The 16420-nt window shown below is 71.1% G+C and carries 13 protein-coding genes and 1 pseudogene; 9 read left to right on the forward strand and 5 right to left on the reverse strand.

What is annotated here, in order from left to right:
* Window position 1 precedes the first annotated feature (1 nt).
* Both ACFU5O_RS28695 and ACFU5O_RS28700 read right to left on the reverse strand, forming a co-directional pair.
* Entirely contained in the window at window positions 2–961 is a 960-nt protein-coding gene (locus ACFU5O_RS28695) for an amino acid ABC transporter permease (RefSeq protein WP_384244925.1), read from the reverse strand.
* Between the two features lie 46 nt (window positions 962–1007).
* Entirely contained in the window at window positions 1008–1970 is a 963-nt protein-coding gene (locus tag ACFU5O_RS28700; protein WP_384244926.1) for an ABC transporter substrate-binding protein, read from the reverse strand.
* Between the two features lie 558 nt (window positions 1971–2528).
* Here ACFU5O_RS28700 and ACFU5O_RS28705 point away from each other — a divergent pair.
* From ACFU5O_RS28705 to ACFU5O_RS28725, 5 genes are all read left to right on the forward strand, one after another.
* Window positions 2529–3755 (forward strand): NADP-dependent malic enzyme, encoded by a 1227-nt coding sequence (locus ACFU5O_RS28705; RefSeq protein WP_384244928.1) that lies wholly within the window; start codon window positions 2529–2531, stop codon window positions 3753–3755.
* A 422-nt stretch (window positions 3756–4177) separates the two neighbouring features.
* Window positions 4178–4756, forward strand: coding sequence for a phosphoesterase (locus tag ACFU5O_RS28710; protein ID WP_384244929.1), 579 nt, complete (start codon window positions 4178–4180; stop codon window positions 4754–4756).
* A complete protein-coding gene (locus ACFU5O_RS28715) occupies window positions 4753–6318 on the forward strand; it encodes an alkaline phosphatase D family protein (protein WP_384244931.1) in 1566 nt (521 codons plus the stop codon). The genes ACFU5O_RS28710 and ACFU5O_RS28715 overlap by 4 nt, the downstream gene beginning before the upstream one ends.
* Before the next feature lie 85 nt (window positions 6319–6403).
* Window positions 6404–7369 carry a zinc-binding dehydrogenase gene (locus tag ACFU5O_RS28720; protein ID WP_384244932.1) on the forward strand — a complete coding sequence of 322 codons (966 nt, stop codon included), beginning with the start codon at window positions 6404–6406 and terminating at the stop codon, window positions 7367–7369.
* A gap of 62 nt (window positions 7370–7431) precedes the next feature.
* A complete protein-coding gene (locus tag ACFU5O_RS28725) occupies window positions 7432–8817 on the forward strand; it encodes a cellulase family glycosylhydrolase (RefSeq protein WP_384244933.1) in 1386 nt (461 codons plus the stop codon).
* Window positions 8818–9360: 543 nt separating this feature from the next.
* On the opposite strand, the gene ACFU5O_RS28730 is transcribed toward ACFU5O_RS28725, so the two are convergent.
* Complete coding sequence (locus tag ACFU5O_RS28730; protein WP_384244935.1) at window positions 9361–10314, reverse strand: helix-turn-helix transcriptional regulator; 954 nt, start codon at window positions 10312–10314, stop codon at window positions 9361–9363.
* 1 nt (window position 10315) lies between these two features.
* Window positions 10316–11203 (reverse strand): DUF4097 domain-containing protein, encoded by an 888-nt coding sequence (locus ACFU5O_RS28735; RefSeq protein ID WP_384244936.1) that lies wholly within the window; start codon window positions 11201–11203, stop codon window positions 10316–10318.
* 133 nt (window positions 11204–11336) lie between these two features.
* Here ACFU5O_RS28735 and ACFU5O_RS28740 point away from each other — a divergent pair.
* Window positions 11337–12208 (forward strand): annotated as a pseudogene (locus ACFU5O_RS28740) (hypothetical protein).
* 18 nt (window positions 12209–12226) lie between these two features.
* Here ACFU5O_RS28740 and ACFU5O_RS28745 read toward each other — a convergent pair.
* Entirely contained in the window at window positions 12227–12409 is a 183-nt protein-coding gene (locus ACFU5O_RS28745; RefSeq protein ID WP_018892073.1) for a DUF6104 family protein, read from the reverse strand.
* Between the two features lie 136 nt (window positions 12410–12545).
* On the opposite strand from ACFU5O_RS28745, the gene ACFU5O_RS28750 reads away from it, so the two are divergent.
* The 3 genes from ACFU5O_RS28750 (at window position 12546) to ACFU5O_RS28760 (ending at window position 16417) form a co-directional block, all read left to right on the forward strand.
* Window positions 12546–13076 (forward strand): CU044_2847 family protein, encoded by a 531-nt coding sequence (locus ACFU5O_RS28750; RefSeq protein ID WP_384244937.1) that lies wholly within the window; start codon window positions 12546–12548, stop codon window positions 13074–13076.
* A gap of 56 nt (window positions 13077–13132) precedes the next feature.
* Window positions 13133–15226 carry a trypsin-like peptidase domain-containing protein gene (locus tag ACFU5O_RS28755; protein WP_384244939.1) on the forward strand — a complete coding sequence of 698 codons (2094 nt, stop codon included), beginning with the start codon at window positions 13133–13135 and terminating at the stop codon, window positions 15224–15226.
* A gap of 150 nt (window positions 15227–15376) precedes the next feature.
* Window positions 15377–16417, forward strand: coding sequence for an AAA family ATPase (locus tag ACFU5O_RS28760; protein WP_384244940.1), 1041 nt, complete (start codon window positions 15377–15379; stop codon window positions 16415–16417).
* The last annotated feature ends 3 nt before the right edge of the window (window positions 16418–16420 follow it).

The raw sequence follows: 16420 nt of genomic DNA on the forward strand, positions 1-16420 counted from the left end.
GTCACACCCCCCTGGGGCTCTGAAGGGAAAGCAGGTTCGCCTTGACGCGCTGCCACGGAGTGGGCGGCAGCTGGCGCAGCGAACCGCGGGCGTAGTACCGCTCGACGTAGTACTGGCCGACGCTGAAGACGCTGGTCAGGGCCAGGTACCAGATCGAGGCGACGATCAGCATCTCCATGATGGCGAAGGAGGTGGAGCCGATGTTCGTCGCCGCCCGGAGCAGATCGGTGTACTGAACCGCCGAGACCAGGGAGGACGTCTTGAGCAGGTTGATGAACTCGTTGCCGGTGGGCGGCACGATCACCCGCATCGCCTGCGGCAGCACGACCCTGCGCATGGTCTTGCCGGTCGGCATGCCCAGCGCGTGCGACGCCTCGGTCTGGCCCTCGTCGACCGACTGGATGCCGGCCCGGACGATCTCGGCCATGTAGGCGCCCTCGTTGAGTCCCAGACCCAGCAGGGCCACAAGGAACGGGGTCATGACATCGACCATCTCGTCCTTGTAGAACCCGATGTTCAGAATCGGGAAGATCAGCGCCAGGTTGAACCACAGCAGAAGCTGCACATACACCGGGGTGCCGCGGAAGAACCAGATGTACAGCCAGGCCACCGCGCCGGTGACCGGGTTCTTCGACAGCCGCATGACCGCGAAGACGATGCCCAGCACCAGGCCGATCGCCATCGACAGGACGCTGATCAGGATCGTGTTCAGCGCACCCTGGATGATCCGGTCGTCGAACAGGTAGTCGCCGATGGTGGCCCATCGGATGTCGCCCTGGGAGAACGCATACGCGAGCCAGCCCAGCAGCCCGAGAACGATCACACCGGAGACCCAGCGGCCGTAGTGCCGTACCGGGATCGCCTTGATCTGCTCGGGGTGAGCCGCGACGGCGTCTTCCTTGCTCACCGACGAGCCTGCTGGCGGCTCGTCGGCGGGCGTCTTGTCGAACTTGTCAGTCACAGTGACTGCCCTTCAGTGGAACGCTTGAGGCGAGGTACGCCAGGACTTACTTGCCGGCGTTGACGGTCGCCTCGGTGACAGCGCTGTTCTTGACGTCCCACTTTTCCAGGACCTTGGCGTACTCGCCGTTCTTGATGATCGCGTCCAGGGCTTCCTTCAGCGCGTCACGCAGCTGAGTGTTGTCCTTGTTGACAGCGATACCGAACGGACCGGCGTCGGTCTGGCCGCCCGCGACCTCGAAGTCGTTGCCGCCGCCCGCGGTCTTCGCGATGTGCGCGGCGACCGGGTAGTCGTTGAGGTCGGCCACGGCGCCGCCGGACTTCACCCGGGTCTGGGCCTCGGCGTCGGTGTCGAACGCCTCGATCGTGAGCTTGCCCTTGTCGTCCTTCTCGCACTTCGTGGCCTGGGCCTTGAAGGTGTCCTCGTAGATCGTGCCGCGCTGGACGGCGACCTTCTTGCCGCACAGGTCGTCGAGCGAGGTGATCTTCTGCGGGTTGCCCTTCTTGACCAGCAGCGAGACACCGGAGGTGAAGTAGTCGACGAAGTCGACGCCCTTACCGGTCTTCTTGCCCTTGTCGTCCAGGCCCTCCTGGCGGGCCTTGGTGTCGCTCATGGCGGACATGACGACATCCTGGCGGCCGGTGTTGAGCGAGGAGATCAGACCGTCGAAGGTGCCGCTGGTGAACTCGAACTTCACGCCGAGCTCCTTGCCCAGCGCGGCGGCGATGTCGGGGTCGATTCCGACGATCTTGCCGCCCTCCTCGTACTCCATCGGGGCGTACGCGGCGTCCGTGCCGACCTTGACGACGCCGGCGTCCTGGTACTTCTTCGGGAGCTTGTCGAAGAGCGGGGCGCTGCTGCCCGCGGTGCTCTCCTTGGCGGTGCCCGATCCCGAGTTCGTCTGGTCACCACACGCAGTGAGCATCAGCGAGCCGGCGACCGCGATCGCGCCGACCGCGGCGATCCGGGACCTGGCGGCGGTCGTACGACGGGTGGTGCTTGCGGTCATGATCGTGGTCCTCCGGCATGTGAAGGGAGTTGCCAGACGGGTGCGTACTCATCTTCGAGTGTCGCCATCCCGTGTGTTTCCGGCATCTTGCCATTCGGATCCGCCCATTCAGCTCTCTCCGCATGTCAAAATCGGATAACGGGTGACCCCCCGAACTGCCACAGGCCGGTACATCCGGCCTCGACACACCGCATCATCTGCGGTTTTTCCTTCTGCAGGCCGGAAAATCTTCAGGCCGATCTTTCGCGTGCGAGTGCGATTCATGCCGGTTCCGCCAACGGTTCCCGACTTGTCGCGGCGTCCCGTATGGCCCGCGTCACCGACCGGTCACTGAGCGGGTAATGGACTCGTCGGCGGTGCCGTCCGTCAGGTAAGAAGGATCCTTACACCCCTCATCCGGGGCTCAGGGCGCGTTGTGCGGCGCGCCCGCGCGTACGTACCTCCCCCTGGCGGGCGGGCCAACCGCCCAGCGCAGGGGACGGACGCGGTGCCCGCCCACCCCTCCTCAACCAGGAGTGGCCACCCTCAACTGATGAAGACTTAAGGGGTCAACCAAACATGGCAGCCGAGATCGTCAATCCCCACAGCGAGAGCGGTTCGGACGCGGAGAGCGCCGCCGGAGAATCCGGCGAACCCTTCGATCCGGCCTTCGCCCTTCACCGCGGCGGCAAGATGGCCGTCCAGGCCACCGTGCCCATCCGGGACAAGGACGACTTGTCCCTCGCGTACACGCCCGGCGTCGCCAGGGTGTGCACCGCCATCGCGGAGCAGCCCGAGCTCGTCCACGACTACACCTGGAAATCGCAGGTGGTCGCCGTGGTCACGGACGGTACGGCCGTCCTCGGCCTCGGTGACATCGGTCCGGAGGCCTCGCTTCCGGTGATGGAGGGCAAGGCGATCCTGTTCAAGCAGTTCGGCGGCGTGGACGCGGTGCCGATCGCGCTCGCGACCACCGACACGGACGAGATCGTGGACACCGTCGTGCGGCTCGCTCCCTCGTTCGGCGGCGTGAATCTGGAGGACATCTCGGCACCGCGGTGCTTCGAGATCGAGCGCAAGCTGCAGGAGCGGCTCGACATCCCCGTCTTCCACGACGACCAGCACGGTACGGCGGTCGTCACCCTGGCAGCCCTGCGGAACGCGGCGAAGCTGACCGGGCGCGGTCTCGGTGACCTGCGCGCGGTCATCTCCGGAGCGGGTGCGGCCGGTGTCGCCATCGCCAAGTTCCTGCTCGAAGCCGGTCTCGGCGATGTCGCCGTCGCCGACCGCAAGGGCATCGTGAGCCGCGACCGGGACGACCTCACCCCGGTCAAGCGGGAGCTCGCCGAGATCACCAACCGTGCGGGTCTGTCCGGGTCGCTGGAGACCGCGCTGGCGGGCGCGGACGTCTTCATCGGCGTGTCCGGCGGTACGGTGCCGGAGCCCGCGGTCGCCTCGATGGCGCCGGGAGCCTTCGTCTTCGCCATGGCCAACCCGAACCCCGAGGTCCACCCCGACATCGCGCACAAGTACGCCGCGGTCGTGGCGACGGGCCGCAGCGACTACCCGAACCAGATCAACAACGTGCTCGCCTTCCCGGGCATCTTCGCGGGCGCGCTCCAGGTGCGGGCGTCCCGGATCACCGAGGGCATGAAGATCGCGGCGGCGAACGCGCTGGCGGACGTGGTGGGCGACGAGCTCGCCGCGGACTATGTGATTCCGTCACCGTTCGACGAGCGGGTCGCCCCGGCGGTCACGGCAGCCGTCGCGGCCGCCGCCCGCGCGGAGGGCGTCGCCCGCCGCTGATCCGCCTCGGGCGGGGTCCCACGCTGTGGACGGGCCGCGTCGCACACCCTTCGGGGTGGGCGACGCGGCCCGTTTCCCGTGGCGGGCGCCGAGAGGTGGCCGCAGTCCCGGGGCCGCCGTCTGCGCACAGGGCCGGGAAGGCATGACCGACGGCACGTCCCCCGGCCGCGAGACGCCGCGGACCGGTGCGCGCCCCATCTGACGTTCCAGCTCCCGGCACACTCTTTGCGTCCCCTCGCGGGGCCACCGGTTCTGACCGCTTCCGGAGGGATGACCGCACCCTGTGCCGAGCGTGGACGTAACGCCCGTACGTTACCCGGGAGTTGTCTGAACAAGTCTGGGCGGTTGTTCCGCAGGCCGTCTTCCCCGGTTCATCACCACCTGCTGGGATTCGCACGCCGATCTCAACTCGGGAGGCGTGAGTGAATCTTGTAGTGAACGGTGATGCCGAGAGCGGGCCCGGAGGGTCCGCCGATCCGGTCAGCAGCGTGACCGGGTGGGAGGTGCGGGAAGGGGCGCCCGCACTCGTCGCGTACAGCTTCGGGGGCGGATACCCGACGCCCGCCGATCCCGGGCCTGCCACCCGGGGCAGCCGGTTCTTCTCCGGCGGGAACAGCCCCCGCACCGCCCTCGTCCAGGACATCGCCCTGCCCGCACAGGGCGCCACCGGACGCGCGGCCGTCGACACGGGACGGGTGAGATACACCCTCGCCGGGTGGCTCGGCGGATACGCCACGCAGGAGGACGGCGCCCGGCTCTCCGTGGAGTTCCGGGACGCCAGGGGCACCCCCGTCGCCCTGTCCGTCCTCGGCCCCGTGACGGCCGCCGAACGACTCTCACGCACCGCGCTGGTGGAACGCACCGCGTCCGCCACGGTGCCGCCAGGGGCCCGCACCGCGCGCGTGCTGCTCGTCTTCACCCGCAGCGGCGGCGGGACGTCCAACGACGGCTACGCCGACGCGATATCGCTCACCTTGACCGCCACCGGGGGACGCATATGACCAGGCTCAACCGTCGTGATCTGCTCAAGGCCGCGGGCGCCGCCGGAGCCCTGGGCGTCGCCTGGCCGCTGAGCGCGGGCCTCTCGCCCGCGCAGGCCCTAGAGGCGGCAGAGGCGCTCGGCGCGGACTACGACCCCGCGCCGTTCACCCTGGGCGTCGCCTCCGGCGACCCGGGGCCCGGGGGCGTCCTGCTGTGGACCCGTCTCGCACCCGAGCCCCTCGCCGCAGAGCAACAGCTGCCCGAGATCGTCGAGGTCGACTGGGTCGTCGCCACGGACCCCCGGCTGCGCCGCGTCGTCGCCCGCGGCACCGCTCCCGCCTCCGCCACGCTCGGCCACAGCGTGCACGTCCCCGTCTCCGGTCTGCGTGCGGGCACCCACTACTGGTACGCGTTCAAGGCCCTCGGCAGGACCAGCCGCACAGGCCGCACGAAGACCGCACCTCTCGGCGACGTGACCTCGGTCCGCTTCGCCGCCGCCAACTGCCAGGCCTTCCACGACGGCTTCTACGCCGCCCACCGCGGCATCGCCCGCGAGAACGTCGACTTCGTCGTCCACCTCGGCGACTACATCTACGAGCACGGCCAGGTCGGCGGCGTCCCGGCCGACCATGTCCGCGACCACGAAGGCCCTTCGGTCTTCACCGTCGCCGACTACCGCCGCCGCCACGCCCTGTACAAGGGGGACGCCTCGCTGCGCGAGGCCCACGGCGCCCACCCCTGGTTCCTCACCTGGGACGACCACGAGGTCGCCAACGACTACTCCGGCACGGGCGGCGGCGCCCCCTTCATGCAACGCCGCGCCGCCGCGTACCAGGCCTGGTACGAGAACATGCCCCACCGTGACGCCGGTTCCTCCGCCCTGCCCGATCCCGAGATCCACCGGGTCCGCCGCTGGGGCAACCTGCTGGAGCTCACCGTGCTCGATCTGCGCTCGTACCGCTCGGCGCAGAACCTCGCCGACGGAACGATCCTGGGCGCCGGCCAGAAGTCCTGGCTCAAGCAGAACATCGACCGCGCCCCCGGCTCCTGGCACGTCTGGGCCAACTCGATCATGCTCAGCCAACTGCGCGGCCGCCCCGGGGGGCCGTACATGTTCACCGACCAGTGGGACGGCTTCCTCGCCGAACGCAAAGAAGTCCTGAACCACGTCCGCAACAGCGGGATGGAGGACCTCGTCGTCGTCACCGGCGACTGGCACTCTGCCTTCGTCGACGACATCCGGCCCGACTACGACGACACCTCGTCGCCGGTCGTCGGTACGGAGTTCACCGCGCACTCCGTCACCTCGGGCGCCTACTCCCCGGACTGGAACAGGACCAACGGCCCGGTCATGGGCGCGGCCAATCCGCATCTGAAGTATTTCGAGGGCAACCGCTACGGCTACGACGTCTACGAGGTCACGCCGCGGCGCTTCAGCGCGCACATGCGGGTGATCGCCGACCGCCGCGATCCGGCCTCGCCCGTCACCACGCTGACCACGTTCCACGTGGACCGCGGGAGGGCCGGCTCGTACGAGGACCCGGCGACGAAGAACTCGCCGGCGCAGTACCGCCGGGACTGATCCCCGATCCGGTCACTGTAAAGAGGGCGTGTGTCACACCGGTGCGCGGTTCCGCCGCGCACCGGCCCGTCCTATCGTCAAGGTCATGTTCGCTGCCTACGCCGCCCGCATCGACCGTGACCAGCCGCTGACCGGACTCGAGCTGGGTGAACGCCCTGCTCCCGAGGCGCCTCCGGGCTGGACGACCGTGAATGTCAAGGCCGCGTCCCTCAACCACCACGACCTGTGGTCGCTGCGGGGCGTGGGCCTCTCCGAGGACAAGCTTCCGATGATCCTCGGCTGCGACGCCGCGGGCATCGACGCGGACGGGAACGAGGTGGTGATCCACTCGGTCATCGGCCAGACCGGCCACGGCGTCGGCCCGGACGAGCCCCGCTCCATCCTGACCGAGCGTTACCAGGGCACCTTCGCCGAACAGGTCGCCGTGCCCGCGTGGAACGTGCTGCCCAAGCCGAAGGAGCTTTCCTTCGAAGAGGCCGCGTGCCTCCCGACCGCCTGGCTGACGGCCTACCGCATGCTCTTCACCAACGCGGGCGTGCGCCCCGGCGACTCCGTCCTGGTCCAGGGCGCGGGCGGTGGTGTCGCGACCGCCGCGATCGCGCTCGGAAAGGCGGCCGGACTGCGCGTCTTCGCCACCAGCCGTGACGAGGCCAAGCGGAAGCGGGCCGTCGAGCTGGGAGCCGTCGACGCGTTCGAGCCCGGCGCACGACTGCCGCAGCGCGTGGACGCGGTCATCGAGACCGTCGGCGCCGCCACCTGGTCGCACTCGATCAAGTCGCTCCGACCCGGCGGCACGCTGGTGATCTCGGGCGCGACCAGCGGCGACCGGCCCTCGCACGCCGAGCTCACCCGGATCTTCTTCCTCGAGCTGAAGGTCGTCGGCTCCACCATGGGGTCCAAGGACGAGCTGGAGGACCTGCTGTCCTTCTGCGCGGCCACCGGCGTGCGCCCGGTGATCGACGAGGTGCTGCCGCTGGACCGCGCGCGGGAGGGCTTCGAGAAGATGGCGTCCGGTGAGCTGTTCGGAAAGATTGTCCTGACCAACTCTTGATGGTTCGTCAGATTCCTTGATGGGATCTCCGGCACTGCCGTCGTGCCGTGCCGGAGGTCGCCATGCACCGCCTGCTTGCCGTTGCCGCCTGCTCCGTCGTCCTGGCCGGGGGGTCGCCCGCCCTTGCGGACACCGGCCCGTCGGACGTGCCCCGGCTGACCGACGACCGAGGACGGGTCCTCACCCTGCGCGGCTGGAACGTCGAGGACAAGACCCACCGCGGCGAGCAGGCCCTCTCGGCCATCACGGAGGGGCACTTCCGGGACCTGCGCGCCCAGGGCTTCGACTTCGCCCGGCTGCTGGTCTTCTGGGACGACCTGGAACCGGTGCGCGGCCGGTACAGCGAGGCGTATCTGCACAAGATCGAACGAGTACTGGACTGGGCGGCGAAGTACGACGTCCAGGTCCTGATCGACGCCCACCAGGACGTCTTCGGGCCCGCTTTCGGCCATCGCGGTATCCCGGAGTGGGCGACCCGGACGGACGGACTGCCGTTCACGCCCCATCCGGACGACTGGTTCGCCGAGTACTTCGAGCCGGCCGTGCAACGGGCCTTCACCCACTTGTACGAGGATCCCGATCTGCGGCGCGCGCAGGCGCGGATGTGGCGGACGCTCGCCGACCGCTTCGAGGCGCATCCGGCGGTCCTGGGCTACGACCTCATCAACGAGCCGATGGGAGAGATGAGGGAGGGCGAGGATCTGCCGTCCGCCGCCCGCCGCATCGAGCGCGACCAGCTCACGGCGATGTACAACCGGCTCGCGGACGCCGTGCGTTCGGTCGACCAGGACAACTGGATCTTCGTGGAGCCGACCCCGATCGTCGGTGAGGGCGTCCCGACCGGCCTCGGAAAGATCAAGGACCCCAAGGTCGTCTACGCCCCGCACTTCTACAACGCGGCGATGGAGGCCGGTGCGGACTACGACCCCGCGGCCGGCTGGATCGAGTCGTACGAGGCCGCCGTCACCGCGTACCCGAAGCGGTACCGGGTCCCGGTGGTCGTGGGGGAGTGGGGCCCGCTCAACAGCTCACTGCCGAACATGGGCCGCTTCTACCGGGACGCACTCGCCTCGCTGAGCCGCTACAGCTCGGGGTGGGCGGGCTATGTGTGGTGCTACGGGGGCGGCTACTGCGCGATGGACGGCGACGGCCGCCTCCACAAGAACAAGGACCGGACCGCGGCGCCCTACGCTCCGGCGGTCGCGGGGGTGGTGCGGGCGGAGGCGTGGGATCCGGTGGCGGGGGTGTACCGGCTCACGTACGACGCGCGCGGGGGTGTTACGGAGCTGTCGCTGCCGCCGCACCCACGGGGCTGGCGGGTGACGGTGTCCGGCGGCACGCTGCTGGGCGACCGGGTGTACGCCCGGCCGGGCGCGCGTGTGGTTGTCCGGGTCGGCCGCGGTGCGGGTGCGGGTGCGGGTGCGGTTCGGGGTTGGCCGGTGCCGTGACGGGGGCCGGGGTGTCCGTCCTCAAGCGCCGGACGGGCTCAGGTTGTCGTGGTGGGCGGTGCCGTGACGGTTGGCCGGTGTGTCCGTCCTCAAACGCCGGACAGGCTTGGTGTACGGGGTTGGCCAGTGCCGTGACGGCGGCCGGGGTGTCCGTCCTCAAACTCCCCCAGACTTCGTCCGGGGGGACCCCCAACAGGCTGTGGGTGGTGGGGCGGGGCCCCTCCGGGCTCGACTCCTCGGGGACGGCGGCGTACCGCCCACCTCGCAGGCAGCCAGTAGTCCCGCCGTCCCCTGCGGGGCCGACCCTGCACGGCCCCGCCCCTGGCGCGTTGCCGACTGCCGCCCGGTGGGTGGGCAACAGACACACGGAGATCGGCGAGCGGCCCCCACCCCTGGCCCCGACGTCAACGACCCGGTCCGGGCCGACCCCGTACACCTGAGCCCGTTGGGGGTCCCCCCGGACGAAGTCTGGGGGAGATTGAGGACGGACACCCCGGCCAACACCACGGCACCGGCCAACACCGACAACGACCCCCGGCACCCTCACGCCGTAGGCGTGCCCCGCAGCAGCGCCACGATTTCGGTTGCCGCCCTCGCGAGGTGGCGGCGGGTCTCTGCGAGCTGAGGTGGTGTCACGCCGTGGTCGCGGGCCGCGTCGCGGATGTCGTCGCGGAAGCGGTCCAGGAGACGCTCCAGGTCGCGCGCCGCGTCCCCGGTCTCCGCCGTGTCCTTCGCCCAGTCGGACCCGGCCGTTTCCGCCGACGTCCCCGCCGACGTCTCCGCCCGCGGCTGCGACGCCGCCCCCCGCGCCATGTTCCCCAGCTGGGTGGTGAGTTCGGAGAGACCTTCCCGCACCCCCGTAGGCCAGTCGCCCCGCGCGAAGTGGCCCTGCACCTGGTCCTGGACCTGGCGTGCGATGCGCTGGACCTCCTCGCGGGCCCGCTCCTGCGCCTCCTTGGCCTGGCGGCGCGCGGCCTGTGCGTCCTCACGGGCGCGCCGCGACTCGTCCTTGGCCCGGCGGGCCTGTTCCTTCCACTCCTGCTTGGCCCGCCGCATCTCCTCCTTGGCCGAGCGCCATGTCTCGCCGTCGTCGGCAGGCGGGCCGCCGCGCCGGTTCTCCGTCGCCGCCGCCCGCATCTCGCTGCGGAGCTTCCCCGCCGCACCCCGGACGTCGTCGCGGATCTCCGCGGCAAGTTCCGAGACGGACTCGCGGATCTCCAGCTCCAGGTCGGCCAGTTCCCCGCTCCGCCCCGCCAGCTCCGCGCGCCCGGCATCGGTGATCGAGTACACCTTGCGGCCGCCTTCGGTGGCGTGCGTGACGAGCCCCTCGGCCTCCAGCTTGGCGAGCCTCGGGTACACGGTGCCGGCGGACGGCGCGTAAAGCCCCTGGAAGCGCTCCTCCAGCAGGCGGATCACCTCGTAGCCGTGGCGCGGTGCCTCGTCGAGGAGCTTCAGCAGGTAGAGGCGAAGTCGGCCATGGGCGAAGACGGGTGGCATGTCAGAGCACCTTCCCGGTGGGCGCGTCGCCGGGTGCGCCGTCGCCCGGTGCGGCGCCGGGCCCTTCGTCGCCCGGTTCGTCCGTGGGTGGACGCCGCAGCAGTGCGATGGAGCCGGAGACGGTCGTTGCCCGCAGCGTGCCGTTGCCCGCGCCCAGCGTGCCGGTGATCTTCTTCGCGCCCCACTGCCCGCTGACCCGCAGGTCCTCGAAGGCGTTGGAGACGGCCCCGCTCGCGGTGTTGGCCTCGACGCGGGCGTCCGCCGGGTGCGGCAGCCGGATCGCGACCTCGCCGGAGACGCTGTTGAGCCGGATGTCCGTGGGCGTCCCGTCGAGGTCGACCACCATGTCGCCGCTGACCGAGTCCGCACGTACGGACGAACCGGCTCCGTCGATCACGGTCAGATCGCCGGAGACGGAGTTGAACCGCAGATCGCCGGTGACGGCCTGGGCCTCGAGACTGCCGGAGACGGTCTCCGCCCGTACTTTGCCGGCAAGCCGGACGAGCGTGGTGTCGCCACTGACTCCGTGTATGTCCGTGCGTCCCCGGATCCCGGAGACGACGGCCGCGGCGCCGACGACGCCGACCTCCACGGCCGCCCCGGACGGCACGGCGAGGGACACGACCACGTTGCGGTGCCAGCCCTTGCGGTCGAGCAGCTTGAGGAAGCCCTTCCAGGGCACGTCCTCGTACGCGACCGTGAGCGCGGAGCCGGTCCGCGTCACGATCAGGGGCGGCCCCTCGATCTCGGAGACCTCCAGGCGGGCGGAGTCCTCGTCGGTGCCGACGACGTTCACCGTTCCGTTGACGATGCGCACATCGAGGGACGTCACGGGTTCGTCGAACGCGAGCTTCTGGGGCTCGGCGACTGTCCACGTCGACTCTGGCATGGTGCTGACCTCCCGGCGGTCCGGACGCAACATATCGCGTCTTCCGATGAATACGATATATCGCGAGCAGGGGAAGTCAAGGGCGTCGATGCCATACGCATCAAACAGGGGCAAAGTGCCTTAGCGTATGGGCATGGTCGCGACATCCATGGGTGCTCTGCTCCTCTGCCGGGCCGAGCCGGCCGCCGTGCGTCCCGCGGCCCAGCTCCTGCGGGAGCAGCTCCTTCTCGCCGCGGCGGGCGGCGACTGGAGCGTGCTCTTCCCGGAGGGCAGGCCGTGGCGGGCCGGTCCGGATCCCGTCGACCGGGTCGTCACCGGCTGGGCCACGGCCCTCACCGTCGGCGTGGACGCACCTGTCGTGCCCTGTGGTGGGACGCCGATCGGTTCGGCTGCGTCCTCGCCGCCGGCTTCCGTCGCCCCGTCGGATACATCTGGCTCGCGGACGGCACCCCGGTCGGCGAGGACGAGGCGATGCGTACGTTCGCGGGCCGCCTCGGTCTCGATCCCGTCCGCGACGGGCAGGCCCTGGAGTCCCTCACCCGCCCCGACCCGGCTGCGGACGGCCGAGCACGCCTTGCCGGCCTCGTCGCGGTCATGGGCCTCACAGGCCTCGACCTGCCCGCAGGCCTCGCCCCCGGTGAACCCGCCGACCGGCTCCGCGCGGCTGTGCGCGCACTGCCGGACGCCGAGACGGTGGAGTGGCGCGGCCGACGGGACGCGGTCCGGTCCGGTCCCGACGAGGACCGTGCCGGACCGCACGCCGACCGGTCCCATGCGGTCCCGTCCGGCCCCGATGCGGTCCCGGCCGGGCCTCCCGGCTCCTGTCTTCGCGGACCGGCCGCCCGCCCGTTCTCCGCCGTCCAGCTGGCCGCGGGCCTCCCCCTCACGCTCTGGGGTCTCACCCGTCGAAGCCGGGGCTGGGCCACCGCAGGCGCGATCCTGCTCGCCCACGGCATCCTCGGCCTGGCAGAGGCCCGCCTCCGCACACGCGCCGGCGCGCGGTGACCGTGCCCTCCGCGGTGGCTACTCCTCGTCGTCCTCGTCGTCGAGCCGTGCCAGCCAGGTGGCGAGACGCTCGACGGGGACCTCGAAGTCCGGATTGAGATCGACGAACGTGCGCAGCTGTTCGGCGAGCCACTCGAAGGTGATCTCCTCCTCGCCGCGCCGCTTCTCCAGTTCCTCGATGCCACGGTCGGTGAAGTACATGGCAAACAGCCTAATGTCCCTCGGCGCGGACCCTGTCCGGACCGGACGTGGCCACTTCGGAGGTCCTTCCCGATGATCCCCACATCGCCCTCGTCCCGGCGTTAATCTGCGGGGAGTTGGGGGAACGGGGGATGCCATGGGGGACAGTGAGGCTCGTATCACGCGCATCGTGCTGCCGGACGGCACGCCGGTCTGGGCCCGGATCTCCGGCGCCGAGGCGCTCGAGCGCCCGCTTCCGTCCGGGTCCGGGGGTCTGTCGTACAGCGACACCGGGTTCGCCGAGCAGGTGCAGGCCAGGGTCGAGAGTCTGCAGGGGATCGTGACCGGCGTCGCGCGGTCGCTCGCCGAACCCTTGCGCTCGGTGCGGCCGGACGAGGTCAGCGTGGAGTTCGGGATCGAGCTCACCGCGAAGGCGGGCAAGGTCGTCGGGCTGCTCGCGGACGGTGAGGCCAAGGGTGCCATCAAGGTCACGCTCACCTGGAACGGCGGCGGTCCGCCCGTCGACACCCCGGCCACGCCTCCGGTGCCCGCGCAGTCGACGACCTCGCAGGCGACGGCCCGGCCCGTGCCGCCGATGCCGACCGATCCACCCCTCACGGGCGGGGCGGCACCGGGCGCACCGGGGCATCCGGACGGCACGCCGCCGTCCGGCGGCGACGGATCATGAACGGAGGGCGGGACGGGGGCGCAGGGGGCGTCCCGGAGCGGACGCGCCGTGCGCTCATGAACCTCGTGATGGCCGCGACCGTACGTATCCATGCGACGGAGCCGGGGCATGCTCCTCGCGGATGCGGCGGAGGATTCCTGGGGAGCGGGTTCTTCGTCGCACCCAGCTGGGTCCTGACGTGCGCACACGTCGTGATGCAGGGGGAGGGGCGCGAGGTGGACATCGTCTTCGAGACCGCCCCCGGCCGTGGTGAGACGACCGTCCGCGGCACGGTCGTCGCGACGCTGCCCGAGAGCAGCCGCTCCGCGCCCGGAGATCCGTACGACCCCTACGCCGCCCACGGCCCCCACGCCGTCCCTGACCCGTCCGCCCTACGGTCCGGCGGCTGGCCCGCTCCCGACCTCGCGCTCGTCCAGTTGCTGCGGCCCGTCGAGCACGCCTGTGTGTACGTCACCGAACGGCCGGGTGCTCTCTTCGCCGGCGGCACCGTCCTCTACGCCGGGTGGACCGTCGCGGACGGACGGCCGAAGCGGCTCACAGGCCGGTGCGAGGTGATGGGCACCTTCGGTGGCTGGGCCGACGCCGACGAGCAGATACGGCTCGACGGGGACTGGCTGGTTCCGGGCGTCTCCGGCGGGCCCGCCGTTGACCTGGCGCGCGGTGAGGTCGTCGGCGTGCTCAAGTCACGCCTCGACAGCGGCAAGGGCGGCACCTCCATCGGCGTCGAGCGCCTCCGCTCGCTGCCCGTCCCCGCCGGAGCGCTCACGGCCGAGACGGACGACGTCTACCAGGCCCTCTTCCACGCCCATGACCGGTATCACGCGGACCGGCACACCAGCCCCGTCGGCACCGAGCGGACGTGGGCCGATGTGCAGAGCGAACTGCGCGACGGCTCCGGCGGCCGTGCGCTCAGCCCCCAGCAGCGCATCGACCTCCTGGGCCGGCTGGCCGAATTCCCGCCGCCGGTCAGCACCCACAGCCTCCTCGGGCTGCTGTCGGACCTGCCCGGCAGTCGGCAGCTCGACCACGGGTCCGCCCCGCGAGGCTGGCGGGACGGACTCGGCGCCCTCTACGAGGCGATGAGCGGAGACGGCGCTCTGGAACTGATCCTGCGCTACTGCATGAGGGTCATCGCGGCCGAGCGGCCCTACGCCGCGCCGTCCGCCCTGACTGCGGAGAAGACCCTCTGGGAATGGGTGAAGCGGGTCGCCGACGACCGGCTCTCCCGTGAGTTCCGGCACGAGCTCGCGCTCGACTGGCACACCCACCGCGCGGACCACGAGCACCATCGGGCCCCGGGGCCGGGCCCGGGGACGGGGAACGATCACGCTCCGCCCGCTGAGCGCCCCTGCATCCTGCTGGAGCTGGAACCCCGTGGCTGGGAGCGGGACCGCTACGACTGGCGGATCGGGGTCGTCGGCCACACCGGGGAGGTCCTGCCCGTCGCGGAGGACAGCCACGGAACCGCCCTCGTCGCGCTTCCGGCCAGGATCGCCACCCCGCTCATCGAGGCGTTCCGCAGGTGCGACGAGCCCGGACACCCGGCGGTGCTCCAGGTGGCGGTGGTGCGGGCGCTGCTCGGACTGGACGTCGACAGCTGGCGCGTCCCTCCGGACGGGCCCCCGCTGGGGGCCGTGCGTCCTGTGGTCGTCCGCTGCTCCGACCTCGATCCGCCGTCGGCGGACGATGCGGCGCAGGAGCGCCTCGCGCGCTGGAACCGTACGCGAACCGCCGTGATGCGGGCCGCTGTCGTGGACTGCGAGGACGGATTGCGGGTATCCGTTCCGGAGGTGGCGGAGCTGCGCGCGCTGGCGCACGAGACGGTGCCGGTGCTCTGCCGCTACGGCGCACCGCCGGAACCGCAGTCCGCCGCCGGACTCGTACGGGTGCTCGAGGGCGGCTTCGGTGTCGCTCTGTGGCGGCGCGGTACGGACGGGTCCGACGCGGTCTGCTCGGAGTTCCACCGGAGGGCCGCCGACACGCTCACGGAAGCCGGCACCGCCGACCGGCTGCCCCGGAAGGTGCACGAGCTGAGACGGGGTCTGCTCGCCGGCCGTGCGGAGACGTTCTGGTCGGACGGGGTCGCGCTGTTCTACGACGACCCGCACCATCCGCTGCCCGGTGCGGGCCAGTTGCTGGAGGCACCGTGAGCGGCCGGTCCGGCGGCGGGCCCGTCCGCCCCTTACGGCCCGTACAACGGATGGCTACCGTGAAGCACGATCGGCCGCTGCTGCCGCGGACGAATGACGCCGGTGACGCGAGTGACGCCCTGTGACGCGAGCGACGACGAGGAACACGCAATGAGCGAACCCAGTGAGTGGCTCATCTACCGAGGCGCGGGCGAACCTCACGACGGCATCGAGCAACTGCCGCCGCCGCCGCCCTGGCGGGACTTCACGAGCCGGCACGCCGCCGGCACCTCCACGGACGAGGAGCCCGGCGAGCAGACGGACGGCTCCGCCGACCGTCGCCTCGGCGGATACCGGCACGAGGCCGAACTCCACCGGCCGGGCGCGGAAGAGCTCGAAATGATCAATGCGGCGCTCTATCTGCGACGCCCGCTGCTGGTCACCGGAAGCCCTGGTGCGGGCAAGAGCACGCTCGCCCACTCCGTCGCCCATGAGCTGGGACTCGGGCGGGTGCTGCGCTGGCCCGTCGTCAGCCGGACCACTCTCCAGGACGGCCTGTACCGCTACGACGCGATCGCCAGGCTGCAGGACGTACAGATCGCCGCGCACAGTGCCCGGACCCCGGGCGAGGGGCCCGCCGACGACATCGGCAGCTATGTCCGGCTGGGCCCGCTGGGCACCGCGCTGCTGCCGTCCGACCGCCCCCGGGTCCTGCTCATCGACGAGCTCGACAAGAGTGACATCGACCTGCCGAACGACCTTCTCAACGTGCTGGAGGAGGGGGAGTTCGAGATCCCCGAGCTGGAGCGGATCGCCGACCGGCTGCCCGGCGGCGAGGCCCGGGTCCTCACCCACGACGGCGCCAAGGTGACCGTGAAGGGTGGCCGGGTGCAGTGCCGGGCCTTCCCGTTCGTCGTCCTCACCAGCAACGGGGAGCGGGATTTCCCCGCGCCCCTGATGCGCCGCTGCATCCATCTGGAGCTGGGGCGGCCGGACCACCAGCGGCTCGCGACGTTCGTACGCGCACATCTCGGCGACGAGGCGGCGCGCTCCGGCGAGGACCTCATCACCCACTTCCTGGAGCGGTCGCGCAGTGAACTCCTCGCCACCGACCAGTTGCTGAACGCGATCTACCTCACCGACGCCGCCGCGCCCGCCGGCCGGGACCGCCTCGCCGAACTGCTCATCCAGCGACTCGACCGGCCGAGGTGATGC

The organism is Streptomyces sp. NPDC057445, from assembly GCF_042802855.1.
In the GTDB taxonomy this organism is placed as follows: Bacteria; Actinomycetota; Actinomycetes; order Streptomycetales; family Streptomycetaceae; genus Streptomyces.